The 26,565-nt window shown below is 69.4% G+C and carries 17 protein-coding genes and 3 rRNA genes; 13 read left to right on the top strand and 7 right to left on the bottom strand.

The window, feature by feature from the left end; translation table 11 throughout:
* Positions 1 to 141 precede the first annotated feature (141 nt).
* The 5 genes from MQV74_RS17620 (at position 142) to MQV74_RS17600 (ending at position 5,518) form a co-directional block, all read left to right on the top strand.
* On the top strand, positions 142 to 1,506 hold the full coding sequence (locus tag MQV74_RS17620; protein ID WP_242718803.1) for a phosphomannomutase/phosphoglucomutase: 1,365 nt from the start codon (positions 142 to 144) through the stop codon (positions 1,504 to 1,506).
* A gap of 210 nt (positions 1,507 to 1,716) precedes the next feature.
* Positions 1,717 to 1,893, top strand: coding sequence for a Trm112 family protein (locus MQV74_RS17615; RefSeq protein WP_138960070.1), 177 nt, complete (start codon positions 1,717 to 1,719; stop codon positions 1,891 to 1,893).
* An 83-nt stretch (positions 1,894 to 1,976) separates the two neighbouring features.
* A complete protein-coding gene (locus MQV74_RS17610; protein ID WP_242718801.1) occupies positions 1,977 to 3,131 on the top strand; it encodes an SIS domain-containing protein in 1,155 nt (384 codons plus the stop codon).
* Positions 3,132 to 3,250: 119 nt separating this feature from the next.
* The gene (gene manA / locus MQV74_RS17605) at positions 3,251 to 4,402 is read left to right on the top strand and encodes a mannose-6-phosphate isomerase, class I (protein WP_242718799.1); all 1,152 of its coding nucleotides are present in this window, start codon (positions 3,251 to 3,253) and stop codon (positions 4,400 to 4,402) included.
* Positions 4,403 to 4,540: 138 nt separating this feature from the next.
* Entirely contained in the window at positions 4,541 to 5,518 is a 978-nt protein-coding gene (locus MQV74_RS17600; protein ID WP_242718797.1) for a cation diffusion facilitator family transporter, read from the top strand.
* Between the two features lie 76 nt (positions 5,519 to 5,594).
* Here the strand turns inward: MQV74_RS17600 and MQV74_RS17595 are convergent, their stop codons facing one another.
* Complete coding sequence (locus tag MQV74_RS17595) at positions 5,595 to 7,688, bottom strand: fructose-specific PTS transporter subunit EIIC (protein WP_308402277.1); 2,094 nt, start codon at positions 7,686 to 7,688, stop codon at positions 5,595 to 5,597.
* Positions 7,689 to 8,065: 377 nt separating this feature from the next.
* On the opposite strand from MQV74_RS17595, the gene ahcY reads away from it, so the two are divergent.
* Complete coding sequence (ahcY, locus tag MQV74_RS17590) at positions 8,066 to 9,523, top strand: adenosylhomocysteinase (protein ID WP_242728786.1); 1,458 nt, start codon at positions 8,066 to 8,068, stop codon at positions 9,521 to 9,523.
* Between the two features lie 497 nt (positions 9,524 to 10,020).
* Complete coding sequence (locus MQV74_RS17585; RefSeq protein WP_242718795.1) at positions 10,021 to 10,635, top strand: hypothetical protein; 615 nt, start codon at positions 10,021 to 10,023, stop codon at positions 10,633 to 10,635.
* Between the two features lie 8 nt (positions 10,636 to 10,643).
* On the opposite strand, the gene MQV74_RS17580 is transcribed toward MQV74_RS17585, so the two are convergent.
* Entirely contained in the window at positions 10,644 to 11,651 is a 1,008-nt protein-coding gene (locus MQV74_RS17580; RefSeq protein WP_242718793.1) for an RDD family protein, read from the bottom strand.
* Positions 11,652 to 11,758: 107 nt separating this feature from the next.
* Between MQV74_RS17580 and MQV74_RS17575 the strand changes: the two genes are divergently transcribed.
* The 4 genes from MQV74_RS17575 (at position 11,759) to rrf (ending at position 18,607) form a co-directional block, all read left to right on the top strand.
* Complete coding sequence (locus MQV74_RS17575) at positions 11,759 to 12,766, top strand: stage II sporulation protein M (RefSeq protein ID WP_242718791.1); 1,008 nt, start codon at positions 11,759 to 11,761, stop codon at positions 12,764 to 12,766.
* Between the two features lie 680 nt (positions 12,767 to 13,446).
* Positions 13,447 to 14,971: ribosomal RNA gene (locus MQV74_RS17570) — 16S ribosomal RNA — on the top strand.
* Between the two features lie 310 nt (positions 14,972 to 15,281).
* Positions 15,282 to 18,404, top strand: a 23S ribosomal RNA gene (locus MQV74_RS17565).
* Between the two features lie 86 nt (positions 18,405 to 18,490).
* Positions 18,491 to 18,607 (top strand): 5S ribosomal RNA (gene rrf, locus MQV74_RS17560).
* Together the 16S, 23S and 5S rRNA genes form the textbook arrangement of a ribosomal RNA operon.
* A gap of 108 nt (positions 18,608 to 18,715) precedes the next feature.
* On the opposite strand, the gene MQV74_RS17555 is transcribed toward rrf, so the two are convergent.
* The 5 genes from MQV74_RS17555 to MQV74_RS17535 are packed head-to-tail and all read right to left on the bottom strand — an operon-like array spanning position 18,716 to position 24,386.
* Positions 18,716 to 20,026, bottom strand: coding sequence for a DUF58 domain-containing protein (locus MQV74_RS17555; protein ID WP_242718789.1), 1,311 nt, complete (start codon positions 20,024 to 20,026; stop codon positions 18,716 to 18,718).
* Entirely contained in the window at positions 20,026 to 21,006 is a 981-nt protein-coding gene (locus MQV74_RS17550; RefSeq protein WP_374120637.1) for an AAA family ATPase, read from the bottom strand. The genes MQV74_RS17555 and MQV74_RS17550 overlap by 1 nt, the downstream gene beginning before the upstream one ends.
* Complete coding sequence (locus MQV74_RS17545; protein ID WP_242718787.1) at positions 21,006 to 22,289, bottom strand: DUF4350 domain-containing protein; 1,284 nt, start codon at positions 22,287 to 22,289, stop codon at positions 21,006 to 21,008. The genes MQV74_RS17550 and MQV74_RS17545 overlap by 1 nt, the downstream gene beginning before the upstream one ends.
* A complete protein-coding gene (locus MQV74_RS17540) occupies positions 22,286 to 23,065 on the bottom strand; it encodes a DUF4129 domain-containing protein (protein ID WP_374120636.1) in 780 nt (259 codons plus the stop codon). The genes MQV74_RS17545 and MQV74_RS17540 overlap by 4 nt, the downstream gene beginning before the upstream one ends.
* Positions 23,066 to 23,069: 4 nt before the next feature.
* Positions 23,070 to 24,386: a glycerophosphoryl diester phosphodiesterase membrane domain-containing protein gene (locus MQV74_RS17535; RefSeq protein ID WP_242718785.1), complete on the bottom strand. Its 1,317-nt coding sequence runs from the start codon at positions 24,384 to 24,386 to the stop codon at positions 23,070 to 23,072.
* 365 nt (positions 24,387 to 24,751) lie between these two features.
* Between MQV74_RS17535 and mtnA the strand changes: the two genes are divergently transcribed.
* A complete protein-coding gene (mtnA, locus tag MQV74_RS17530) occupies positions 24,752 to 25,870 on the top strand; it encodes an S-methyl-5-thioribose-1-phosphate isomerase (RefSeq protein WP_242718783.1) in 1,119 nt (372 codons plus the stop codon).
* 4 nt (positions 25,871 to 25,874) lie between these two features.
* Complete coding sequence (mtrA, locus tag MQV74_RS17525; protein WP_189176211.1) at positions 25,875 to 26,564, top strand: two-component system response regulator MtrA; 690 nt, start codon at positions 25,875 to 25,877, stop codon at positions 26,562 to 26,564.
* The last annotated feature ends 1 nt before the right edge of the window (position 26,565 follow it).

The raw sequence follows: 26,565 nt of genomic DNA, 5'->3' as shown, positions 1-26,565 counted from the left end.
ACAACCCGCTGTCAGTGGTTGGAGGTAGTTTGGGGGCGCCGTAGGAAGTCCGTAGGAAGTCCGTCGACGAAGTCCGCCGCGTGCGGCCGCCCGCCCGGGCACCCCACGCGTCGCTGAACGTACGTAAAGAGAGGCTTGGCCGTGGCTGCTGATCTGTCCCAGATCGTGAAGGCGTACGACGTGCGCGGGGTGGTCCCGGACCAGTGGGACGAGACCCTGGCCGAGCAGTTCGGCGCCGCCTTCGCGCGGGTGACGGGCGCGGCCGCGATCGTCGTCGGGCACGACATGCGGCCCTCGTCGCCCGGCCTCTCCGGCGCCTTCGCGCGCGGCGCGGCGGCCCTCGGCGTGGACGTCACGGAGATCGGCCTCTGCTCCACGGACCAGCTGTACTACGCCTCCGGCGCGTTGAACCTGCCGGGGGCGATGTTCACCGCCTCGCACAACCCGGCGCAGTACAACGGCATCAAGATGTGCCGCGCGGGCGCCGCCCCGGTCGGCCAGGACACCGGCCTGGCCGACATCCGCGCCCTGGTGGAGAGCTGGGCGCGGACAGGCGCCCCCGAGCCCGCGTCCACCCCCGGCACGCTCACCCGCCAGGACACCCTCAAGGACTACGCGGCGCATCTGCGGTCCCTGGTCGACCTCTCGGCGATCCGGCCGCTGAAGGTGGTCGTGGACGCGGGCAACGGCATGGGCGGCCACACCGTGCCCACCGTCTTCGAGGGCCTGCCCCTGACGCTGGTGCCGATGTACTTCGAGCTGGACGGCACCTTCCCCAACCACGAGGCCAACCCGCTGGACCCGGCGAACATCGTCGACCTCCAGCAGCGCGTGCGTGAGGAAGGCGCCGACATCGGCATCGCCTTCGACGGCGACGCCGACCGCTGCTTCGTCGTCGACGAGAGGGGTGAGCCGGTCTCCCCGTCGGCGATCACCGCCCTGGTCGCCGCCCGTGAACTGGCCCGCAACGGCGGCTCCGGCACCGTCATCCACAACCTGATCACCTCCTGGACCGTCCCCGAAGTCGTACGCGAGAACGGCGGCACCCCGGTGCGCACCCGCGTGGGCCACTCCTTCATCAAGCAGGAAATGGCCGCCACCGGCGCGATCTTCGGCGGCGAGCACTCCGCGCACTACTACTTCCGCGACTTCTGGAACGCCGACACCGGCATGCTGGCCGCCCTGCACGTCCTGGCCGCCCTCGGCGGCCAGGAGGGCCCCCTGTCGGGCCTCGTGGAGCAGTACGACCGCTATGTGGGCTCCGGCGAGATCAACTCCACGGTGGCCGACCAGCAGGCCCGCCTCGCCGCGATCAGGGCCGCGTACGAAGGCCAGGACGGCGTCACCCTCGACGAGCTGGACGGCCTGACGGTCACGACGGCCGACTGGTGGTTCAACGTCCGCGCCTCCAACACGGAGCCGCTCCTCCGCCTCAACGCGGAGGCCCGCGACCAGCAGACCATGGAGAAGACCCGCGACGCGGCTCTGGCGATCATCAGGGCGTAGCCGCGCAGGCCCGCGCCTCCGCGTTGTGCCCCGCGTCTGTGCCCACCGGGCCCGCACCCGGAGAGCGACACCAGGGGAGGGGCGGGCCCAGGGCCGCAGCCCCACCCCGGGCAGGGCCCCAGCCCCCCCGGAGGCCCGCCCCCGCCCAAGGCCCCCAGGCCAGCGATAGGCTGGGCGGGCCGCACGACCCCACCCCGAAGGGACCACCCCATGCCGCTCGAAGCCGGCCTCCTGGAGATCCTCGCCTGCCCGGCCTGCCACGCCCCTCTCAAGGAGACGGACGACGAGCTGGTCTGCACCGCGGAAGGCACCGACTGCGGCCTCGCCTACCCGATCCGCGACGGCATCCCCGTACTCCTGGTCGACGAGGCCCGCCGCCCCGAGTAAGGATCAGAAGAGGGCAGGCGTGCACCCCGCACGGACGCCCGACCGCACCCCTGCCGCGCACGGCGATCGGAGGCCGGACCCCCATGCTCGACGAGTCGCTCCTGGACGCCCCCGACGAGCTCGCCCGCGCAGACCTGCGTGACCTGCTGCGCGGCGCCGCCGAAGCGGGCGCCCGCGTACGGACCGCGGTCCGCCACACCACCGAGTCCGGCGTCACGGAGCTGAAACCGGACGGCCGCCCCCGCGCCGTCCTGATCGCGGGCCCCGGCACGGCCGCCGCCGGCGTCGCCGACCTCATCGGCGCCCTCGTGGGCACCGGCTGCCCCGTCATCAGGATCGCCCCCACCGGCGTCGCCCCCGCGGCGGGCGCCCTGCGCTGGTCCCTGCCCGGCTGGGTCGGCCCCGTGGACCTGCTGCTCATCGCCACGCCCGACGGCACGGAGCCGGGCCTCTCGCTCCTCGCCGAGCAGTCCTACCGCCGCGGTTGCACCGTCGCCGCCGTGGCCCCGGCCCGCTCCCCGCTCGCCGAGGGCGTCAGCGGCTCGCACGGCCTCACCGTCCCGATGGCCCTGGCGCCCCGGCCCAGCACGGACGACGCCGACGGCACAGGCGCCCCGGCCGCCGCCCCCGGCACCCTGTGGTCCCTGCTCGTCCCCCTGCTCGCCCTGCTCGACCGCACCGGCCTGGTCACCGCCCCCGTGGAGACCCTCCAGAAGGTCGCCGACCGGCTCGACGGCGTCGCGGAGCGCTGCGGCCCCGCCGTCGCGACCTACCACAACCCCGCCAAGACCCTCGCGACCGAGCTGGCCGAAGCGCTGCCGCTGATCTGGACCGAGGGCGAGAGCGCGGGCCCCGTGGGCCGCCGCTTCGCCGCCGCGCTCGCCGAGCTGGCCGGGCACCCCGCGCTCGCCGCCGAGCTCCCCGAAGCGCTGCCCGCGCACGCCTCGCTGCTCGCGCGCGGCCTCACCGGCGGCACCGACAGCGACGACTTCTTCCGCGACCGCGTCGAAGAGCCGGGCCCCTTGCGCGCCCGCGCGGTCCTGCTGCGCGACCGCTCCGCCGACGCGGGCGGCCTCACCGCGGCGCCCGCCGCCCGCGAGCTCGCCCAGAGCCACGACATCGCCCTCAGCGAGCTCGACCCCGAGGACGGCGACGACCTGGAGCGCCTGGCCGAACTGATCGCCCTCACGGATTTCGCCGCCGTTTACCTGGCGCTCGCCTCCGGGAGCCGATCATGATCCCGGCCCCCGTACGGGCGCCCGCCCGCGCGCACCCGTACCCGTAGGGGGCACGCGCGTACCCGCACCGAAGGACGCGCCCGCCCGCGTCCCCGCACGCCCGTAAGGGAGACCCTTCCGTGGACCGCCTCACCAACACCATCCGCCCCTACGCCTGGGGTTCCACCACCGCCATCGCGGGTCTCCTCGGTGTCGAGCCGACCGGCGAACCGCAGGCCGAGATGTGGATGGGCGCCCACCCGGGCGCGCCCTCGCGCACCGAGCGCGGGCCGCTCAACGAGGTGATCGACGAGGACCCGCGCGCCGAGCTCGGCGCCCGCGCCGCCGACAAGTTCGGCCCGCGCCTGCCCTTCCTCCTGAAGATCCTCGCCGCGGGCGCCCCCCTGTCCGTACAGGTGCACCCGGACCTGGAGCAGGCCCGCGAGGGCTTCGAGGACGAAGAGGCCCGCGGCATCCCGCTCGACGCGCCCCACCGCAACTACAAGGACGCCAACCACAAGCCCGAACTGATCTGCGCGCTCACGCCGTTCGACGGCCTGTGCGGCTTCCGCCCGCCCGCCGAGGCCGCCGACCTCATCGAGGGCCTCGGCGTGGACTCCCTCAAGCCGTACGTCGACCTGCTGCGGGCCAAGCCCGAGGACGCGGCGCTGCGCGAGGTCCTCACGGCCGTCCTGACCGCCGACCGCGAGGAGATGGCGCGCGCGGTCACCGAGGCCGCGACCGCCGCCGAGCACCTCGGTGGCCCCTACGCCCCGTACGCCGACGCGGCCCGGCACTTCCCCGGCGACCCCGGCGTCATCGCCGCCATGCTGCTCAACCACGTCACCCTCAAGCCCGGCGAGGCCCTCTACCTCGGCGCCGGGGTCCCGCACGCCTACCTCAACGGCATGGGCGTCGAGATCATGGCCAACTCCGACAACGTGCTGCGCTGCGGCCTCACCCCCAAGCACGTCGACGTGCCCGAACTCCTGCGCGTCGTCCGCTTCGAGGCGAGCGACCCCGGCATCCTGCGCCCCGAGGCGTCTCCCGACGGCGAGGAGGTCTACGAGACGCCGATCGACGAGTTCCGGCTCTCCCGCTACGTCCTGCCCGAGGGCGACGCCCGGCACGACCTCACCGCGGGGACGCCGCAGATCCTGCTCTGCGCGGCGGGCGAGGTCCGCGTGGGCGACCTCTCCCTCACACCCGGCGGATCCGTGTTCGTGCCCGCGGACGAGAAGGCCGACGTCTCCGGCAGCGGCACCCTTTTCCGCGCCACCGTGGTGGCCTGACCCACCCCACGCCTCCCGTGCTGCAACAATGACGCACCGCACCGGCCGGGCCCATCGGCGCCCGGCCGCCGCGGAACGGAGAACGTACGCGTGTCACGCGGCAGGCGCGGCACGCAACGGAAGGGACAACGGGCACACATGAGTGCGTCAGGCGGAACAAAGGCGATCGTGGCGGCACTCGGCGCCAACCTCGCGATCGCGGTGGCCAAGTTCGTGGCGTTCCTCTTCAGTGGCTCGTCGTCGATGCTGGCCGAGAGCGTGCACTCGCTCGCCGACTCCGGCAACCAGGGCCTGCTGCTCCTCGGCGGCAAGAAGGCCCAGCGCGAGGCCACTCCACAACACCCCTTCGGGTACGGCCGCGAGCGCTACATCTACGCGTTCCTCGTCTCCATCGTGCTCTTCTCCGTGGGCGGCATGTTCGCCCTCTACGAGGGCTACGAGAAGATCAAGCACCCGCACGAGATCGAGCACTGGTACTGGCCGGTCGGTGTCCTGGTGTTCGCCATCATCGCCGAGTCGTTCTCCTTCCGGACGGCCATCAAGGAATCCAACACCCTGCGCGGATCGCTCTCCTGGAAGGAGTTCATCCGCCGCGCCAAGGCACCCGAGCTGCCCGTCGTCCTCCTGGAGGACTTCGGCGCCCTCGTCGGCCTGGTCCTCGCGCTCGGCGGCGTCGGCCTCGCGCTCGCCACGGGCGACGGCGTCTGGGACGGTGTCGGCACGCTCTGCATCGGCGCCCTGCTGATCCTCATCGCGATCGTCCTCGCGGCCGAGACCAAGTCGCTGCTGCTCGGCGAGGCCGCGGGCACCGAAGAGGTCCAGAAGATCGAGAAGGCCATCGTCGACGGCGACACCGTCACTCGCATCATCCACATGCGCACCCTCCACCTCGGCCCGGAGGAACTGCTCGTCGCCGCCAAGATCGCCGTCCAGCACGACGACACCGCCCGCGAGATCGCCGACGCCATCAACGCCGCCGAAACCCGCATCCGCGAGGCAGTCCCGATCGCCCGCGTGATCTACCTGGAGCCGGACATATACCGCGAGGACGCGGCCGCCGCGGGCACCAACCCGGCCAAGTCCCCGGGCGGCCCGCCTCCGGAGCCCGGCCACTGACCCAGGGCGTACGCAAAAGGGGCCCCGCACCAACACCGGTGCGGGGCCCCTTCGTCGTACGAACGAACGCCGAGGCTCACTGAACCTCGCGCAGCACCTCCAGCACCGCGGCCTCATCCCCCGCGGCCACGAGCCGCTCCCGGAACCCCCCATCCATGAGCTTCCGCGACAGCAACGCGAGGATCCGCAGATGCTCGTCGCCCGCGGCGGCCTCCGGCACGGAGATCATGAAGATCAGCTTGGCCTTCGTACCGTCGAGCGACCCCCACTCGATGCCCTCGGCCGACCGCGCGAAGCCCACGACCGGCGAGGTCACCGCGTCGGTCTTGGCATGCGGGATCGCGATCTCCTCACCGAGCCCCGTGGTGCCCTGCGCCTCGCGCGCGAGCGCCGTCCGCACCAGTTCCTCCACGTCGGTGACCTTGCCGGTACGCGCAAGGAGCCCGGCCATCTCGCGGATCGCGGCCTCCTTGTCCTCGGCGGTGAGCTCGACCTTGACGGTCTGCCGGGTGAGATAGCCCGAGAGCACCTCGGGCGCCGCATCCCCGGCCACCGGGGGAGCGGCCACCGGAGCCGAGACGGCGGACTCCCGCCCTCCGGTTCGCGCGGCCCCGGCCCCGGACACAGCCGCCCCGCCGGTCCCCGTGCCCACACCGGCCGGCACCGGCTCGGCCACGCCGACCCCGCCGACCGGCACCCCGCGCCGCCTCCGCTCGCTCAGATCCACCAGCGACACGGTGACGAGGGCGGTGACGGCCGTTCCCGCGGCCACGGCGACGAAGAACATGGGCACACCGCCGACCGCACCGAGCACCGCGACGATCGGCCCGCCGTGCGGCACCGCGTCCTTCACGCTCGCGAGGCCCGCGATCGCACCGGCCACGGCACCGCCGAGCATGTTCGCGGGAATGACCTGCGCGGGCCGCGCGGCAGCAAACGGAATTGCACCTTCCGAAATCCCGAACAGCCCCATGAACAGCGACGCGAGCCCGGTCTCCCGCTCCTGCTCCGTGTACAGCCGCTTGCGGATCAGCGTCGCGAGACCCTGCCCGAGCGGCATCACCGGAATCGCGGCCGCGCACATGCCCATGACGGTCTGGTTGCCGGTGGCGATGAGCCCCGCGCCGAACAGGAACGCCGTCTTGTTGACCGGACCACCCATGTCGAAGGCGATCATCAGCCCCAGGATCGCGCCGAGCAGGATCGCGCTCGTGCCCGTCATCCCGCTGAGCCAGTCCGTCAGATGCTCGAAGACCCACGAGATCGGCTTGCCGATGACGTAGATGAAGAAGAGCCCGAGCGCGCTCGTCGCCAGGATCGGGATCACGATGATCGGCATGATCGGCTGGACGAACTTCGGGACCTTGACCTTCTTGATCCACAGCACCAGATACCCGGCCAGGAACCCGGTCACGATCGCCCCGATGAAGCCCGCCCCCGCCTTGGAGTCGTACAGCTCACCGGTGTTGGCGATCCACCCGCCGATCATGCCCGGCACCAGGGCGGGCCGGTCCCCGATCGCGTACGCGATGTACCCCGACAGGATCGGCACCATCAGCGTGAACCCGATGACGCCGATCTGGTTCACGTGCATCCAGAACGAGTCGTCCGGGATGACGAGCCCGCCCTTCGGGTCGGTGTGCCCGCCGAGCGACAGCGAGATCGCGATCAGCAGACCGCCGACCACGACGAACGGGATCATGTACGAGACGCCGTTCATCAGCGCCTTGTACGCGACGCTCCGCTCCCGGCCGCCGCCCCCGCCCCCACCGCCGGTGGCCGCGCCCGTGCCGCCGCTCCCGGCCCCGTCGCCGCCCTGCACGGGCGCGCTCCCGACCCGCTCGATCAGCCGCTCGGGGTGGCTGATGCCCTCGGAAACCCCGACGGACAGCACGCGTTTGCCCGCGAACCTGCCGCGGTCCACATCTTTGTCGGCCGCGATGATGATGCCGTCCGCGTCTCTGACATCGTTGTCAGACAGCACGTTCTCGGCCCCGATCGAGCCTTGCGTCTCCACCTTCATGTCGACGCCGAGACGGTCGGCGGCCTGCTGGAGCTTCTCCGCCGCCATGTACGTGTGGGCGATGCCGGTCGGGCAGGCGGTCACCGCGAGCAGCTTCAGCCTCTTCTGCCCGTCGGCGCCGGTCGGGGGGTCGGCCGGACTGGTCACGTGGTTCTCCTAACGCCTTGACCGAACAAGATCGCGCATATGTTCCCGATCTCCAGGCATCCTGCAACAGACAGGGACAGGAGCAAAAGCGCAAAGGTCCCGGTTCGTCATGGGCTGATGGCCTTTGCTCAGCCTCGGGGAAGGTAGCGATTCAGCCACGGCCCCTCTCCCGGCACCCTTGTGGCTCACTGCGCCGATCGGTGTAGATTCGTGACAGTGCCAGACGTCGCTGCTGATGGCGGTCGGGCGGTCCGCTCCTGGACCGGCCGAGGGAGAGAGGGCCTCCGACGGACTGCGCTGCGCGCGCCGGTGTGTCTCCGTGCCCCGACGCCGCAGATCAGCCACGCCCACCCTCGACCCATCACGAGGAGCAGCTCATCATGACTGCCGTCAACGGCAAGGACTTCAAGGTCGCCGATCTCTCCCTGGCCGAGTTCGGCCGCAAGGAGATCACCCTCGCCGAGCACGAGATGCCCGGCCTGATGGCGATCCGCAAGGAATTCGCCGCCAGCCAGCCGCTCGCCGGCTCCCGGATCATGGGCTCGCTGCACATGACCGTGCAGACCGCCGTGCTCATCGAGACCCTGGTCGCCCTCGGCGCCGAGGTCCGCTGGGTCTCCTGCAACATCTTCTCGACCCAGGACCACGCCGCCGCGGCCATCGCCGTCGGTCCGAACGGCACCCCGGACGACCCCCAGGGCATCCCGGTCTTCGCCTGGAAGGGCGAGACCCTGGAGGAGTACTGGTGGTGCACCGAGCAGGCCCTGACCTGGCCGAACTCGCCCACCGGCGGCCCGAACATGATCCTGGACGACGGCGGCGACGCCACCATGCTCGTCCACCTGGGCGTCCAGTACGAGAAGGACGGCAAGGCCCCGGCCGTCGAGACCGCCGAGAACGACGAGCACCGCGTCATCCTCCAGGTCCTCAACCGCACCCTGGCCGAGAACCCGCAGAAGTGGACCCAGCTCTCCTCGGAGATCCGTGGTGTCACCGAGGAGACCACGACCGGCGTCCACCGCCTGTACGAGATGCAGCGCGACGGCAAGCTCCTCTTCCCGGCGATCAACGTGAACGACGCCGTCACCAAGTCGAAGTTCGACAACAAGTACGGCTGCCGCCACTCGCTCATCGACGGCATCAACCGCGCCACCGACGTCCTCATCGGCGGCAAGACCGCCGTGGTCTTCGGCTACGGCGACGTCGGCAAGGGCTGCGCCGAGTCTCTGCGCGGCCAGGGCGCCCGCGTCATCGTCACCGAGGTCGACCCGATCTGCGCCCTGCAGGCCGCGATGGACGGCTACCAGGTCACCACCCTGGACGAGGTCGTCGAGACCGCCGACATCTTCATCACCACGACCGGCAACAAGGACATCATCATGGCCGCCGACATGGCCAAGATGAAGCACCAGGCGATCGTGGGCAACATCGGCCACTTCGACAATGAGATCGACATGGCCGGCCTCGCGCAGATCCCGGGCATCGTCAAGGACGAGGTCAAGCCGCAGGTCCACACCTGGACCTTCGAGGACGGCAAGGTCCTCATCGTCCTCTCCGAGGGCCGCCTGCTGAACCTGGGCAACGCCACGGGCCACCCGTCCTTCGTGATGTCCAACTCCTTCGCGGACCAGACCCTGGCCCAGATCGAGCTGTTCACCAAGCAGGACGAGTACCCGATCGGCGTCTACACGCTGCCGAAGCACCTCGACGAGAAGGTCGCCCGTCTGCACCTGGACGCGCTCGGCGTGAAGCTCACGACGCTCAGCCCCGAGCAGGCCGCGTACATCGGCGTCGAGGTCGAGGGCCCGTACAAGCCGGACCACTACCGCTACTGATCCGGCCCGCGTACCGCCCCTGATCACGGAGCGGCCCTCACCTCGGGCCGCTCCCGATCCCCGGGGCGGTGCCCGGCCCGTCCGGCCGATCCCGGCCGTGCGTCTCCAGCAGGCCCTCGCCGTTGTGGCGGGGGCCTGTCGGCGTACCGGCCCGGAACCGCGCCATGGTCGTGGCCCGGGACCGCGTCATGGCCGTCCCGCGAGCCCGGGGCTGGCCCCAGCAGCCTCACCGTCAGGACGCCCGACTCCGCATCCCTGACGGCGCGCTGCCTCACGAGCTCTCGACGCACTAGCTCCCGCCCCACGAGCCCTCGGCTCACGAGCTCCCGGCTCACGAGCCCTCGGCTCACTAGTTCGCCGGCACTCGACTGCGCGCCCCCCGACGGCTCGCCTCACGACGCTCCGTACGCTCGCCCCACGACGCTCCATCGCTCTGCCCGACGCTCCCCAGCGTCGACGACGCCCTACCGCACGTCCCCCGACAAGGACCGAGCCCCATGCCCCGCGGTCGCTATTCGCTGCACGATCCGCACGATCACACCCCCCTGGCTGAGGAACACTTCCACTGCGCGCCCGGCCCCTCCGGCTGGCGCTACGTCGCCCAGCGCACCGGCCCCTCCGGCGACCACACGGGCTCCATCGACCTGGCCGTCGACGAACTGGGCCGCCCCATCCGTCTCGAACTGAACGCCTCCGGCTGGCACGTGCGGGCCGCCGCCCTCGACGGCGTCACCTGGGTCCGCACCGACGCCACCGGCGCGCACGCCACCGAGAACAACGCCCCCGCTCATGCCTTCACCGGCACGTCCCCCGCCTTCCTCGTCGCCACCGCCCGGCTGCTGCGCCTCACCCCCGATTCCCCCGCGACCCGCGTCCGCCTGGTCGCCTTCACTGACCCGGTCCTGGCGCCGCGCACCCTCGACCAGTCCTGGGCCCTGCTGACGAGAGAAGCACACGCCACTGACAACGGCCCGCTGACCGTGGACGAATACCAGGTCACAGCCCTGGACACGGGCGAGCAGCACACCGTCCACCTCAGCGGCGACGTCGTCCTCGCGGCCCCCGGCATCGAGCTCGAACACCTCGAGTCGCCACCATCGACCTTCCCCTGACGCCCGCCCTACGCCGGCGGCACGAAGCCCGTCGACGGCCGACGCGGCTCGTCACGAGGCCCGGACTCCGGCACGGCACGGGGCACGGCCCGGGGCGCCTCCGCGTCCGCCGCAGCAGGCGACGGCGGAGCCCACTGCCCCGCCGAGGGCAGGGGGGCGTGAGGAGCCGGCGGGGGGTACGGGACCGGGGTGGGGGAGCTGGGCGCACTCGGGGCGTGCGCAACCGGCGCGTAGGGGCCCGGGTACGGCGCACTCCCCTCAACCGCGGCCCCGCCGAAGGCGCGCTGCGCCTCCCGCGCCTGCCGCTCGTGCACCACGGCGGCCAGGAACGCGGCCGGCGGCACCCCCGCCGGAGCCGGGGCGCCCGTCCGCGCCACCAGATCGCCCGCCAGGCGCTCCGCCATGCCCCAGCCGACCTGCGGATCCAACTGCCCCATGCGCGTCAGGTACTGCCGTATCGCCAGCCACAGGCCGTCCGGAACCGCCGACAGATCGAGCTCGGAGAACCGCCCCGCGAGCCACGGCGGCGGCGCGGGCACGTACGCCGTCTGCCCTGTGGGCACCCGCTCCCGTACGACGAGCGTCCCCGCGAACACGTCCCCGAGCCGCCGCCCCCGCGCCGAGACCAAGGACGCGATGCAGGCGACCACCCCGAACGTCATCAGGATCTCGACGACGCCGACGGCCCCGCGCACCAGGGCGTGCCGGAACCGGATCGGCCCGCCGTCGTCCCGTACGACCCGCAGCCCGCAGGCCAGTTTCCCCAGCGACCGCCCGTGGCTGAGCGTCTCGATCGCTATGGGCACGCCCACGAGCACCAGGACGAACGTCGCCACGGCGACGGCGGCGACCGCCGCGTCGTCGAGGGACGCGGTCGCCGCGAGCAGCCCCAGCGTCACGGCCAGGTACACCGACCAGGCCACGACCATGTCGATCAGGAGGGCGAGCACCCGGCTCGGCAGCTTCGCGGGACGCAGCTCCAGCGCCACCGCCTCGCCCGTCACAAGCTCGCTCACGCCCGCCGTCCTTCCCGTCGCTGCCCCCGCCACCGCCAGTCTGCCAAGCTGATGAGTGATCGCGCCGCAGTAGGAGCAGTACGAGAAGCCGAGGAGCAGCCAATCCGATGGACCTCGACGTCTTCGTGTCGGCCCACGCAGCCGAGTGGGACCGGCTCGACGCCCTGGTACGCCGCCAGCGCCGGCTCACCGGCCCTGAGGTCGACGAGCTCGTCACGCTCTACCAGCGCACCGCCACCCATCTCTCCCTGATCCAGTCCAGCGCCCCGGACCCGCAGCTCACCGGACGCCTCACACAGCTGGTGGCACGCGCGCGTAGTGCCGTGACGGGCACGCGCCGCGCCTCCTGGAGAGACGTCACCCGCTTCCTGACCCACGCGTTCCCCGCCGCGGTCTACCGGTCCCGGCGCTGGTGGATTCCGGTGTCCCTGTTGTCCGTAGCCCTCGCGGCCGTGATCGGCTGGTGGGTCGGCACGCACCCGGAGGTGCAGTCCTCGATCGCGGCCCCTTCGGCGCTGCGGGACATGACCCGCCCCGGAGGTGAGTACGAGACGTACTACTCCAGCCACCCGGCGACGTCCTTCGCCGCCCAGGTGTGGACGAACAACGCCCAAGCGGCCGCGATGTGCCTGGTCCTGGGCGCCTTCCTGGGGATACCGGTCATCTGGATCCTCTTCCAGAACATGCTCAACGTGGGCGTCGGCCTCGGCCTGATGTCCTCCGCGGGCCGTCTGGACACCTTCCTGGGGCTGCTGCTCCCGCACGGCCTGCTGGAGCTGACCGCCGTCTTCGTAGCCGCCGGAACGGGACTGCGCCTCGGCTGGACGCTGATCGACCCCGGCCCGCGCACCCGCCGCGCGGCCATGGCGGAAGAAGGCCGCTCCGCCCTGGGAATGGCCATCGGCCTGGCTCTGGTCCTGCTCGTGTCCGGCGCCATCGAAGGCTTCGTCACCCCCTCCGGCCTGCCCACCTGGGCCCGCATCACCATCGGAATCGCCGCCGAGCTGGCGTTCCTCGCATACGTCTACGTCCTCGGCGGCCGGGCGGCGCGCGAGGGCGAGACCGGCGACATCGACGCATCGGAGCGGAGCGCGTCCGTCCCCACTGCGGCGTGATGTGCGTACGACCGTTCTGACCTGCTAGTCTCCTCATCGCTCCGGAAAAACCGTTGACACGGAAGGACCGGGGAGGTAGATTCGAACAGTTGCCTAGAGCTGGACAGCTCGCACGGCGGCAGTGAAAATCCATCTGCTTCTCGAATCACATCAATCGAGAAGCCACCCCCGATGAATCGGAATCCTGAGCCGGTCAGACCGGCCCAAAACTTCTGATAAAGTCGGAACCGCCGAAAAGGGAAACGCGAAAGCGAAAACCTGAAAGGCGCCGATGAAAATCGGAACGGACCGGGAAGCCGGAAAGATCTGATAGAGTCGGAAACGCCGAAAGGCAAAGGCCCTCCAACGGCCACCGGAAATGAAATCCGAACCGGGAACGGAACGGAAAACGGATCTGGTAGGGTTGGACACACGAAATACCGAAGGGAAGCGCCCGGAGGAAAGCCCGAGAGGGTGAGTACAAAGGAAGCGTCCGTTCCTTGAGAACTCAACAGCGTGCCAAAAGTCAACGCCAGATATGTTGATACCCCGTCTACTGGACATCATGTCCAGTGGCGAGGTTCCTTTGAAAAAGTCCTCCCACGTTGTGGGAGGCGCACAGCGAGGACGCTGTGAACGACCAGGATTATTCCTCCTGGTTGTTCCGCTCTCGTGGTGTTGCACCCGATTACGGGTACACATTCACGGAGAGTTTGATCCTGGCTCAGGACGAACGCTGGCGGCGTGCTTAACACATGCAAGTCGAACGATGAAGCCCTTCGGGGTGGATTAGTGGCGAACGGGTGAGTAACACGTGGGCAATCTGCCCTGCACTCTGGGACAAGCCCTGGAAACGGGGTCTAATACCGGATACGACACGGGATCGCATGATCCTGTGTGGAAAGCTCCGGCGGTGCAGGATGAGCCCGCGGCCTATCAGCTAGTTGGTGAGGTAATGGCTCACCAAGGCGACGACGGGTAGCCGGCCTGAGAGGGCGACCGGCCACACTGGGACTGAGACACGGCCCAGACTCCTACGGGAGGCAGCAGTGGGGAATATTGCACAATGGGCGAAAGCCTGATGCAGCGACGCCGCGTGAGGGATGACGGCCTTCGGGTTGTAAACCTCTTTCAGCAGGGAAGAAGCGAAAGTGACGGTACCTGCAGAAGAAGCGCCGGCTAACTACGTGCCAGCAGCCGCGGTAATACGTAGGGCGCGAGCGTTGTCCGGAATTATTGGGCGTAAAGAGCTCGTAGGCGGCTTGTCACGTCGGTTGTGAAAGCCCGGGGCTTAACCCCGGGTCTGCAGTCGATACGGGCAGGCTAGAGTTCGGTAGGGGAGATCGGAATTCCTGGTGTAGCGGTGAAATGCGCAGATATCAGGAGGAACACCGGTGGCGAAGGCGGATCTCTGGGCCGATACTGACGCTGAGGAGCGAAAGCGTGGGGAGCGAACAGGATTAGATACCCTGGTAGTCCACGCCGTAAACGGTGGGCACTAGGTGTGGGCGACATTCCACGTCGTCCGTGCCGCAGCTAACGCATTAAGTGCCCCGCCTGGGGAGTACGGCCGCAAGGCTAAAACTCAAAGGAATTGACGGGGGCCCGCACAAGCGGCGGAGCATGTGGCTTAATTCGACGCAACGCGAAGAACCTTACCAAGGCTTGACATACACCGGAAACGGCCAGAGATGGTCGCCCCCTTGTGGTCGGTGTACAGGTGGTGCATGGCTGTCGTCAGCTCGTGTCGTGAGATGTTGGGTTAAGTCCCGCAACGAGCGCAACCCTTGTCCCGTGTTGCCAGCAGGCCCTTGTGGTGCTGGGGACTCACGGGAGACCGCCGGGGTCAACTCGGAGGAAGGTGGGGACGACGTCAAGTCATCATGCCCCTTATGTCTTGGGCTGCACACGTGCTACAATGGCCGGTACAATGAGCTGCGATACCGCGAGGTGGAGCGAATCTCAAAAAGCCGGTCTCAGTTCGGATTGGGGTCTGCAACTCGACCCCATGAAGTCGGAGTCGCTAGTAATCGCAGATCAGCATTGCTGCGGTGAATACGTTCCCGGGCCTTGTACACACCGCCCGTCACGTCACGAAAGTCGGTAACACCCGAAGCCGGTGGCCCAACCCCTTGTGGGAGGGAGCTGTCGAAGGTGGGACTGGCGATTGGGACGAAGTCGTAACAAGGTAGCCGTACCGGAAGGTGCGGCTGGATCACCTCCTTTCTAAGGAGCACTTCTTGGCTGCCAGCTTGGCTGACAGTCCAGAGGCCAGTACATCAGCGAATGTCTGATGCTGGTTGCTCATGGGTGGAACGTTGACTACTCGGCACACTTGACCTGCTTCTCTTCCCAGTACTGCTTCGGCGTGGAACGGAACGAGGAGGGGCGAGGGTGTCGGGCACGCTGTTGGGTATCTGAGGGTACGGAACTTGTTCCCGACCTCAATGCCGACCCTGGTAAAGATCTGCTTCGGCGGGTTGTGACGGGTGGTTGGTCGTTGTTTGAGAACTGCACAGTGAACGCGAGCATCTGTGGCCAAGTTTTTAAGGGCGCACGGTGGATGCCTTGGCACCAGGAACCGATGAAGGACGTGGGAGGCCACGATAGTCCCCGGGGAGTCGTCAACCAGGCTTTGATCCGGGGGTTTCCGAATGGGGAAACCCGGCAGTCGTCATGGGCTGTCACCCACCGCTGAATATATAGGCGGTGTGGAGGGAACGCGGGGAAGTGAAACATCTCAGTACCCGCAGGAAGAGAAAACAACCGTGATTCCGGGAGTAGTGGCGAGCGAAACTGGATGAGGCCAAACCTCAAGCGTGTGAGACCCGGCAGGGGTTGCGCTTGGGGGGTTGTGGGATCTCTCTTTTACAGTCTGCCGGCTGTGAGACGAGTCAGAAACCGTTGATGTAGGCGAAGGACATGCGAAAGGTCCGGCGTAGAGGGTAAGACCCCCGTAGTCGAAACGTCAGCGGCTCGTTTGAGAGACACCCAAGTAGCACGGGGCCCGAGAAATCCCGTGTGAATCTGGCGGGACCACCCGTTAAGCCTAAATATTCCCTGGTGACCGATAGCGGATAGTACCGTGAGGGAATGGTGAAAAGTACCGCGGGAGCGGAGTGAAATAGTACCTGAAACCGTGTGCCTACAAGCCGTGGGAGCGTCGGACATCAAGCTTGCTTGGTGTCTCGTGACTGCGTGCCTTTTGAAGAATGAGCCTGCGAGTTTGCGGTGTGTTGCGAGGTTAACCCGTGTGGGGAAGCCGTAGCGAAAGCGAGTCCGAATAGGGCGATTGAGTAGCGCGCCCAAGACCCGAAGCGGAGTGATCTAGCCATGGGCAGGCTGAAGCGGAGGTAAGACTTCGTGGAGGGCCGAACCCACCAGGGTTGAAAACCTGGGGGATGACCTGTGGTTAGGGGTGAAAGGCCAATCAAACTCCGTGATAGCTGGTTCTCCCCGAAATGCATTTAGGTGCAGCGTCGTGTGTTTCTTGCCGGAGGTAGAGCACTGGATAGGCGATGGGCCCTACCGGGTTACTGACCTTAGCCAAACTCCGAATGCCGGTAAGTGAGAGCGCGGCAGTGAGACTGTGGGGGATAAGCTCCATGGTCGAGAGGGAAACAGCCCAGAGCATCGACTAAGGCCCCTAAGCGTACGCTAAGTGGGAAAGGATGTGGAGTCGCAGAGACAACCAGGAGGTTGGCTTAGAAGCAGCCACCCTTGAAAGAGTGCGTAATAGCTCACTGGTCTAGTGATTCCGCGCCGACAATGTAGCGGGGCTCAAGCGTACCGCCGAAGTCGTGTCATTGCAGTACATACCCCCAACGGGGACTGTGATGGGTAGGGGAGCGTCGTGTGCCGGGTGAAGCTGCGCCGGAAGGCAGTGGTGGACGGTTCACGAGTGAGAATGCAGGCATGAGTAGCGATACATACGTGAGAAACGTGTGCGCCGATTGACTAAGGGTTCCTGGGTCAAGCTGATCTGCCCAGGGTAAGTCGGGACCTAAGGCGAGGCCGACAGGCGTAGTCGATGGATAACCGGTTGATATTCCGGTACCCGCTTTGAAACGCCCAATATCGAGCCCATTAATGCTAAGGCCGTGAAGCCGCCCTGGAGCCTTCGGGCAAAGGGGAGTGGTGGAGCCGCTGACCCAAGGTGGTAGTAGGTAAGCGATGGGGTGACGCAGGAAGGTAGTCCAGCCCGGGCGGTGGTTGTCCCGGGGTAAGGGTGTAGCCCGTCATCTAGGCAAATCCGGATGACATGAGGGTGAGACCTGATGCCGAGCCGATTGTGGTGAAGTGGATGATCCTATGCTGTCGAGAAAAGCCTCTAGCGAGTTTCATGGCGGCCCGTACCCTAAACCGACTCAGGTGGTCAGGTAGAGAATACCGAGGCGTTCGGGTGAACTATGGTTAAGGAACTCGGCAAAATGCCCCCGTAACTTCGGGAGAAGGGGGGCCACACCCGGTGACGGCACTTGCTGCCAGAGCTGGGGGTGGCCGCAGAGACCAGCGAGAAGCGACTGTTTACTAAAAACACAGGTCCGTGCGAAGCCGTAAGGCGATGTATACGGACTGACGCCTGCCCGGTGCTGGAACGTTAAGGGGACCGGTTAGTCACTCTTCGGGGTGGCGAAGCTGAGAACTTAAGCGCCAGTAAACGGCGGTGGTAACTATAACCATCCTAAGGTAGCGAAATTCCTTGTCGGGTAAGTTCCGACCTGCACGAATGGCGTAACGACTTCTCGACTGTCTCAACCATAGGCCCGGTGAAATTGCACTACGAGTAAAGATGCTCGTTTCGCGCAGCAGGACGGAAAGACCCCGGGACCTTTACTACAGTTTGATATTGGTGTTCGGTTCGGCTTGTGTAGGATAGGTGGGAGACTGTGAACCCGGTACGCCAGTATCGGGGGAGTCGCCGTTGAAATACCACTCTGGTCGTGCTGGATGTCTAACCTGGGTCCGTGATCCGGATCAGGGACAGTGTCTGATGGGTAGTTTAACTGGGGCGGTTGCCTCCCAAAGGGTAACGGAGGCGCCCAAAGGTTCCCTCAGCCTGGTTGGTAATCAGGTGTTGAGTGTAAGTGCACAAGGGAGCTTGACTGTGAGACTGACGGGTCGAGCAGGGACGAAAGTCGGGACTAGTGATCCGGCGGTGGCTTGTGGAAGCGCCGTCGCTCAACGGATAAAAGGTACCCCGGGGATAACAGGCTGATCTTCCCCAAGAGTCCATATCGACGGGATGGTTTGGCACCTCGATGTCGGCTCGTCGCATCCTGGGGCTGGAGTCGGTCCCAAGGGTTGGGCTGTTCGCCCATTAAAGCGGTACGCGAGCTGGGTTTAGAACGTCGTGAGACAGTTCGGTCCCTATCCGCTGTGCGCGTAGGAATATTGAGAAGGGCTGTCCCTAGTACGAGAGGACCGGGACGGACGAACCTCTGGTGTGCCAGTTGTTCTGCCAAGGGCATGGCTGGTTGGCTACGTTCGGGAGGGATAACCGCTGAAAGCATCTAAGCGGGAAGCCTGCTTCGAGATGAGTATTCCCACCCACTTGATGGGGTAAGGCTCCCAGTAGACGACTGGGTTGATAGGCCAGATATGGAAGCCTGGTAACGGGTGGAGTTGACTGGTACTAATAGGCCGAGGGCTTGTCCTCAGTTGCTCGCGTTCACTGTGTTGGTTCTGAAACCACGAACAACCCCACACTGTGGTGTGGTGCGGTAGTTCACAGTTTCATAGTGTTTCGGTGGTCATAGCGTGAGGGAAACGCCCGGTTACATTCCGAACCCGGAAGCTAAGCCTTACAGCGCCGATGGTACTGCAGGGGGGACCCTGTGGGAGAGTAGGACGCCGCCGAACAAACTTTGAGGGAAACCCCCGTGCCGGATGGCACGGGGGTTTTCTGCGTTGTGCCGCCTTTTTGCGCCCGCCTCTTTCCCCATTCCTTTCATTGTTCTTGCGGCTGCCTCAGAGACGGCCCGCTGCCTTGAGGGAGAGATAGGCGTCGGCCAGCGCCGGAGGCAGAGCGTCAGGGGTGGCGTCCACGACCGTGACGCCATGACGGGAGAGCTGCTCCACGGTGCGCTGCCGCTCCGCCTGGGACTGGGCGGCGGCTGCGGCGTCGTACACCGCCTCCGCAGTGCCCCGGGACGTGGCCATCTTGGCGATGTGCGGGTCCGCGACCGACGCGACGAGAACCGTGTGGCGCTGGGTGAGACGGGGGAGCACCGGCAGCAGGCCCTCCTCGATGGGGGCCGTGTCGAGGCTGGTCAGCAGCACGATCAATGAACTGCGGGGGGCCGTGCGGAGAGCCGTCGCGGTGAGGCCGCGGGCGTCCGTCTCGACGAGCTCCGGTTCCAATGAGGCCAGGGCGTTCACGAGGGAGGGGAGCACGTCGCCCGCCGCCTTGCCCTGGACCAGGGCGCGTACGCGGCGATCGTAGGCGAGGAGGTCGACGCGGTCGCCCGCGCGGGACGCGAGCGCTGCCAGGAGGAGCGCGGCCTCCATGGACGCGTCGAGGCGGGGAGCGTCGCCGACGCGGCCCGCGGAGGTGCGGCCGGTGTCGAGGACCAACAAGATGTGCCGGTCGCGCTCCGGGCGCCAGGTGCGGACGGCCACCACGGACTGGCGGGCGGTGGCGCGCCAGTCGATGGAGCGGGTGTCGTCCCCGGGAACGTACTCGCGGAGGCTGTCGAACTCGGTGCCCTGACCGCGGATCAGCACGCTGGTGCGGCCGTCGAGTTCGCGCAGGCGGGCCAGCTTGGACGGCAGGCGCTTGCGGCTCGCGAAGGGCGGCAGGACGCGCAGGGCCCAAGGAACGCGGTGGCCGCCCTGGCGGGTGAACAGACCCAGCGGGCCGTACGAGCGGATCGTCACGCGGTCCGCGCGGTGATCGCCGCGGCGGGTGGGACGCAAACGCGTGGTGAGACGGCGGCGCTCGCCGGAAGGGACGTCCAACCGGTGCCGGGAGGCGGCGACTTCGGTACCGGGCTGCCAGCTGCTGGGCGGCCAGGCGTCGCGGACTTCGGCACGCAAGGGGCGCTTGGTGGGGTTGGTGACGGTGAGCTCGACGTCCACGGGCTCGCCGAGGCGCACGGTGGTGTCGCCGGAGCGGGTCAGGCCGAGTCGGCGCACCGGCGCGGCCAGTGCGTAGTCGCAGGCGCAGGCCAGGGCCAGCGGGGCGTTGACGGCCAGGATGCCGGTCCAGCTGGGTTCCAGGAGGCCCACGGGGAGGGTGCCGAGCGCCGCCAGGAGGGCGGCGCGGCCGGTGGGGGCCATCAGCGGGGCACCGGCACGTGGTTGAGGATCGCAGTGATGACGGAGTCGGCCGTCACGCCTTCCATCTCGGCCTCTGGGCGGAGCTGGACGCGGTGGCGGAGCGTGGGCAGGGCGAGGGCCTTCACGTCGTCAGGGGTGACGTAGTCGCGGCCGGTCAGCCAGGCCCAGGCGCGGGCCGTCGACAGCAGGGCGGTGGCACCGCGCGGTGACACGCCGAGCGTAAGGGACGGCGATTCACGGGTCGCACGGCAAACGTCGACTACGTAGGCGGCGATTTCGGGGGAGACCGAGGTCTTGGCGACGGCGGAGCGGGCGGCTTCGAGGTCGGCTGCGGTCGCGACGGGGCGCACGCCCGCAGCGCGCAGGTCGCGCGGATTGAAGCCTTCCGCGTGGCGCTGCAGAACGGCGATCTCGTCCTCGCGGGCGGGCAGGGGCACCGTCAGCTTGAGGAGGAAACGGTCCAGCTGGGCCTCGGGCAGGGGATACGTGCCCTCGTACTCGACGGGGTTCTGCGTGGCGGCCACGAGGAACGGGTCGGGCAGGAGGCGCGGGGTGCCGTCGACGGTGACCTGGCGCTCCTCCATCGCTTCGAGGAGGGAGGACTGCGTCTTGGGCGGGGTGCGGTTGATCTCGTCGGCGAGCAGGAGGTTGGTGAAGACCGGGCCCGGCTGGAAGGAGAACTCCGTGCTGCGGGCGTCGTAGACGAGGGAGCCCGTGACGTCGCTCGGCATCAGGTCGGGCGTGAACTGGACGCGCTTGGTGTCGAGTTCCAGGGAGGCGGCGAGGGCGCGTACGAGCAGGGTCTTCGCGACGCCGGGGACGCCTTCGAGCAGGACGTGGCCGCGGCAGAGGAGGGCCACGACGAGGCCGGTGACGGCGGGGTCCTGGCCGACCACGGCCTTGGAGATCTCGGTGCGCAGGGCCTCAAGGGAGGAGCGGGCGCGGTCGGAGCTCCCGGCGTTGTCAGTGGTCGGGTCCATCATGAAGTACGTACCTCACTTTCGAGGGCGTCGAGTTGGTCGGCGAGGGCGATGAGGCCTGCGTCGTCGCCGGGCGGCGGGCCGAAGAGAAGGGGGTGCAGGTCCTGGCCGGGCGTGCGCAGGCGGCTCGTCAGGGCGGGCAGGAGCGCCTCGGGCGAGTGGGCCCGGGCGGTGGGGACGCCGACGAGGGGGGCGAGGCGGGTGCGGGTGGCCGAGCGAAGAGCCGTGGCGGCGCGGTCGCGGGCGTCGGCCTTGCGGTAGAGGCGGGCGCGGCCTTCGACGGCTTCGGAGGCGCGGATCGCGACGGGGAGCTTCTCGGGCACGAGCGGGCCGAGGCGGCGGGCGCGCCAGAGGGCGGCCAGCGCGGCGGCGACGGCGAGCTGCAGGGTGCCCCAGAGCCAGCCGGAGGGGATCAGGTCGAAGAAGTCCTCGTCGGCGCTGTCGTCGACGGCGTCGTCGGCGAGCGAGGGGAGGTACCAGACCAGGTGGGGGCGGGAACCGAGGAGTTGGAGGGCGAGCGAGGCGTTGCCGTGCTCGTCGAGGCGGTCGTTGTAGAGGATGTCGGGGGCGCCGAGGACGACGGTGTCGCCCTTCGCGTCCCCGGAGGCCGCCGTGGCGGGCAGTCGCAGGAGGCTGGGCAGGCCGTCGCTGGAGTAGCAGGAATCGGCGTCCGGGACGAGCGTCTCGTAGCGGTTGCCGCCGACGTCGGCGGTGCCCGCGCGGCGGGCGGCGGGCAGGGAGCAGCCGGGGGACAGCGTCGAGTCGAGGCTGCGGGCGGAGTCCGCGGTGACCCCGGGGGCGAGGGTCGAGACGGACAGGGTGTTGGGGGCGACCAGGACGGTGCGGCCTCCGGAGTCCTTGGTGGCGGCGTGCAGCCGGGACTGCTGGCGTTCGGTGAGGAGGTCCGGGGTGGCCACGAGGAGCGTGGTGTCCGGGCCCGCGGCGGTCCGGGCCTCTTCGGTGGTGGTGACCACGCGCGTGGACACTCCCCGGTCGTCGAGGAGTTCGGCGACGGCGCGGCTGCCGTAGGGGTCGGCGGAGCGCGGGTCCAGGCGCCCGTGCTGGGCGCCGGAGCGGACGGCGGCGATGGCGACGGCCGCGGCCAGGAGGACGACGACCGCGAGGGCGATGCCCCGGGTGCGGGTCCACAGCTGGCGCGGGGTGGCGGCGAGGGACGTCCCTGCGGGCGCTTCCGCCGGGGCCTCGGCGGGCGGGGCGGCTGTCCGGGACGGGGCGCCTCCGGGGGTGCCCGGTGTGTCCGCGCGGGGGGTGGGGCCGGTCATCCGTGGGCTCCGGGGGAGCTGGAAGGGGCCGCGCCGGCGGTGGTGAGCACCGGCTTGGCGCGCTCCAGGGTCTGGTCGAGCTGGGCGATGCGCCGGTACGCGGCCGCGTCGGCGCTGCGGCCGCCGTACGTGACGTCGTCGAACTCCCGGGCCGCGGCGCGGAGCTCGGCGGCGTGCGCGGGCAGGGTGCGGCCGGCCTCGGCGGCGGCCTCGTCCGCCGTGCGGCCGGGGCGCGGGTCGAGAAGGGCGCGCTCCTCCAGGGAGCGGACGACGGCGCGCATCCGCTCCTGGACGGCCTGGTTCCAGTGGCCTTGGGTGGCGTGCGCCTCGGCGGTCGCCCGGTGTTCGGCGGCGCTGCGGGGGCGGTCGTCGAAGAGGACGGCCGAGGTGGCGGGGGTGCGGCGGGGCGTGCCGAGGCGCCACCACAGGGCCGCGCCGACGGCGACCACGGCGAGCACGATGACGACCAGGCCGAGCCAGCCGCCCGGAGCCGCCCCGGAGGCGGCGTTCAGGAGGTCGCCCACCCACTCCCAGAAGCGGTTCAGGGCGCGCTGGAAGAGGCCCGGGTCGTTCTCGTGGTACGCGGGCTCGGACAGCTCCTTCTCGGCCGCCTCCCGCGCGGGGTCGCGCGGGATCGTCACCGGGGGTTCGTCGCCGGTGCGCGGCAGCGACAGGGCCGCCCTGAGGCCGGTGCGCGGCGACGGCGTCCCGAAGCCAGGGAGTGACGACGGGACGGCCGTGCCGAGCCTGTTGAGTACTGCCCCCGCCAGGGTCACCGCATCAGCTCCCCGGGGTGCTGCCGGGCGTGTCGGAGTCGCCGTGGCCAGGGACGCCGGCAGCGCGGGCCAGCTCCAGGTCCAGGGCCTCGCGGCGGATCCGCTGGTCGATGTAGAGGAGCACGGTGACGCCCGCGGTGATCGGGAACGTGAGCATGGAGCCGATGACCTGTCCGATGCCGCTGACGATCAGGAAGGTCCAGCCGACGTCGCCGGTACCGCTGTCCAGGAGGTTGGAGACGCTGTCGCCGCTGAGCGCGCTCGCGATGACGGTGAACGGGATGACGATGATCGACGAGATGACGTTCGCGATGACGGCGGCGAGCAGCTGGATGCCGAAGACCCGCCACCAGGAGCGGTCGACCAGCTTCGCGGACCGGCTCATCGACTTCTTCACGCCCTGCTTCTCCAGCATCAGGGCCGGGGAGGAGAGCGAGAGGCGGACCACCAGCCAGATGGCGACGAGTCCGGCCGCGAGGCCGCCGAGGATCGCGAGGGTGACACCGGCGTCACCGGCCCCGAAGGCGGCGATCAGTACGCCGGGCAGGGTGCCGACCGCGACGATGCCCACCGCGATGAGCGGCAGGAGCAGGGTGAGGCCGAGCAGCTTGGGCAGCATCGGGCGGGAGTCCCGCCAGGCCTCCGCCGTGGTCACGGACCTGCCGAGCACGGCGCGGCTGGTGACCATGGTGAGCAGGGCCGTCGCCACGATCGTGCCGAGCAGGGTGATGACCAGGACGACGCCGCTGCCCACGAGCGTGGCGCCGAGGGCGCGGGTCACCTCGCCGACGGTCGCGCTCGGGTCGTCCAGGGCGTCGGTGTCGGCGGAGTCGTTGAGGAACAGCCCCTGGAGCAGGACGACGACGACCTCGGTGACGACGGCGACGGTCAGCGAGATGCCGAGGACCGTGCGCCAGTACGTGCGCATCGTGGAGACCGCGCCGTCCAGGATCTCGCCGACGGCGAGCGGGCGGAGCGGGATGACACCGGGCTTGGCGGCGGCGGGCGGGCCCTGCCAGGCGCCCCAGCCCCGGTAGGGGCCGCCGGGCCCTCCTTGGCCGCCTCCCGGGCCGCCGGTGGGGCCTTGGCCCCAGCCCTGGCCTCCGCCCCAGCCCTGGCCGGGGGGAGCGGGCGGGGGCGGCGTCTGGGCCGGTCCGGGGGTGCCGGGCGCGGACCACTGGGCGGGCGGCGGCTGCTCCTTGGACCACTTCGAGGACGGGCCGCTCGGCTGGTCCTGGGGGGCCTCGGGCCCCTGCTCGCCGGAGTCGTGGCCGTCGGAGGGGGCGGATCCGGGCGAGGCCCAGCCCGGAGTGTCGTTCATCGTCGCTCCTTCACAGTGCCCGTCCGCGGTCGCGGCGGCAGGTTGCCTGCCATCGTGCCACGGGGCGGTGGCCCGGGGACCAGGCACGGTGGCCCGGAGACCGGGTGCTGGCCGGGCTGCACACCTTCTATTGTCCGACGGGTAGCGGGCAGACTGGGCGGATGGCTGATCAGTACGCGCAATCCGGCGAGGACGTACGGCCGACACCGCCCCCGACGGCTTCCGGCGGCGACCCGGGAACGCCCGGCGGCTCAGGCACGCCCGGCACGCCCGGCCCCTCCGGCATCCCTGGCCCCTCCGGCACCACCGCGACCTCCGCGATCCCAGAGCCCCCAAAGACCCCAGGGGCTTCCGCGGCCTCTGCGATGCCCGCGACCTCCGCGATTCCTACGATCCGGTGGGACGAGCCGCCCGAGGGTCCCGTTCTCGTCCTCCTCGACCAGACCAGGCTGCCGGGCGAGGAGACGGAGCTGGTGTGCACGGACGCGCCCGCTCTGGTGCAGGCGATCCGGACGCTCGCCGTGCGCGGGGCGCCGGTGCTCGGCATCGCCGGTGCGTACGGCGTCGCGCTGGCCGCGGCCCGGGGCTTCGACGTGGACGAGGCGGCCGAGGCGCTCGCGGCCGCGCGGCCCACCGCCGTGAACCTGGCATACGGCGTGCGCAGGGCCCAGGCGGCGTACCGCGGCGCGGTCGCCGGTGGCGCGGACCAGCGGGGCGCGGCGAGCGCCGCCCTGGCCGCGGCGCGGGCGCTGCACCAGGAGGACGCCGAGGCCAGCGCGCGGATGGCGGTGCACGGCCTGGCGCTGCTCGACGAGCTGCTGCCCGGTGGCGGCCACCGCGTCCTCACGCACTGCAACACCGGGGCGCTGGTCTCCGGCGGCGAGGGCACGGCGTTCGCGGTGGCGCTCGCGGCACATCGCGAGGGCCGGCTGCGCAGGCTGTGGGTCGACGAGACGCGGCCGCTGCTCCAGGGCGCCCGGCTCACGGCGTACGAGGCGGCGCGCAACGGCATGCCGTACACCCTGCTCACGGACAACGCGGCGGGATCGCTGTTCGCGGCCGGTGAGGTCGACGCGGTGCTGATCGGCGCCGACCGGATCGCGGCCGACGGTTCGGTGGCCAACAAGGTGGGGAGCTATCCGCTCGCGGTCCTCGCCCGCTACCACCACGTGCCGTTCGTGGTGGTGGCACCGGTGACGACCGTGGACCCGGAGACCCCGGACGGCGCCTCCATCGAGGTCGAGCAGCGGGCCTCCCACGAGGTGACGGAGGTCACGGGCCCCTTCGTAGCAGGGTCGGGAGTGGAAGGGGGAGGCGGAATTCCGGTGGCGCCGCTGGGGACGCAGGCGTACAACCCGGCCTTCGACGTGACGCCCCCCGAGTTGGTGACGGCCATCGTCACGGAGGAAGGCGTCGTGTCGCCGGTCACAGCGGAGGCCCTTGCCGAGCTGTGTGCCAGGTCACGCCAGGTAACGATTAGCTAATGGGATGATGTCAGGCATGAAGGGACGAGTCCTTGTCGTCGACGACGACACCGCACTGGCCGAGATGCTCGGGATTGTGCTGCGTGGTGAGGGTTTCGAGCCGTCGTTCGTGGCGGATGGCGACAAGGCGTTGGCGGCTTTTCGAGAGGCCAAGCCGGATCTGGTGCTCCTCGATCTGATGCTGCCCGGTCGGGACGGCATCGAGGTGTGCCGTCTGATCAGGGCGGAGTCCGGGGTGCCGATCGTCATGCTCACTGCCAAGAGCGACACCGTGGACGTGGTGGTCGGCCTGGAGTCCGGGGCCGATGACTACATCGTCAAGCCGTTCAAGCCCAAGGAGCTGGTGGCCCGCATCCGGGCGCGCCTGCGTCGCTCCGAGGAGCCCGCGCCGGAGCAGCTGGCCATCGGTGACCTGGTCATCGACGTGGCGGGGCACTCCGTGAAGCGGGACGGGCAGTCGATCGCGCTGACGCCGCTGGAGTTCGACCTCCTGGTGGCGCTGGCCCGCAAGCCGTGGCAGGTGTTCACGCGCGAGGTGCTGCTGGAGCAGGTGTGGGGCTATCGCCACGCCGCCGACACCCGCCTGGTGAATGTGCATGTGCAGCGCCTGCGCTCCAAGGTCGAGAGGGACCCGGAGCGGCCGGAGATCGTGGTGACCGTCCGTGGCGTCGGTTACAAGGCCGGACCGAGCTGAC

The sequence above is a fragment of the Streptomyces sp. AN091965 genome, from assembly GCF_022698285.1.
In the GTDB taxonomy this organism is placed as follows: domain Bacteria; phylum Actinomycetota; class Actinomycetes; order Streptomycetales; family Streptomycetaceae; genus Streptomyces.
The sequence above is the reverse complement of the archived record's forward strand: the minus strand, read 5'-3'. Positions and strand labels throughout refer to the sequence as shown.

Excerpts from the sequence above, each read along its gene's own strand:
- MQV74_RS17615 (WP_138960070.1), top strand. The coding sequence starts at position 1,717 with ATGCCGCTCGAAGCCGGCCTCCTGGAGATCCTCGCCTGCCCGGCCTGC.
- MQV74_RS17610 (WP_242718801.1), top strand. The coding sequence starts at position 1,977 with ATGCTCGACGAGTCGCTCCTGGACGCCCCCGACGAGCTCGCCCGCGCA.
- MQV74_RS17600 (WP_242718797.1), top strand. The coding sequence starts at position 4,541 with ATGAGTGCGTCAGGCGGAACAAAGGCGATCGTGGCGGCACTCGGCGCC.
- MQV74_RS17585 (WP_242718795.1), top strand. The coding sequence starts at position 10,021 with ATGCCCCGCGGTCGCTATTCGCTGCACGATCCGCACGATCACACCCCC.
- MQV74_RS17575 (WP_242718791.1), top strand. The coding sequence starts at position 11,759 with ATGGACCTCGACGTCTTCGTGTCGGCCCACGCAGCCGAGTGGGACCGG.
- MQV74_RS17555 (WP_242718789.1), bottom strand. The coding sequence starts at position 20,026 with ATGGCCCCCACCGGCCGCGCCGCCCTCCTGGCGGCGCTCGGCACCCTC.
- MQV74_RS17550 (WP_374120637.1), bottom strand. The coding sequence starts at position 21,006 with ATGGACCCGACCACTGACAACGCCGGGAGCTCCGACCGCGCCCGCTCC.
- MQV74_RS17545 (WP_242718787.1), bottom strand. The coding sequence starts at position 22,289 with ATGACCGGCCCCACCCCCCGCGCGGACACACCGGGCACCCCCGGAGGC.
- MQV74_RS17535 (WP_242718785.1), bottom strand. The coding sequence starts at position 24,386 with ATGAACGACACTCCGGGCTGGGCCTCGCCCGGATCCGCCCCCTCCGAC.
- mtnA (WP_242718783.1), top strand. The coding sequence starts at position 24,752 with ATGCCCGCGACCTCCGCGATTCCTACGATCCGGTGGGACGAGCCGCCC.
- mtrA (WP_189176211.1), top strand. The coding sequence starts at position 25,875 with ATGATGTCAGGCATGAAGGGACGAGTCCTTGTCGTCGACGACGACACC.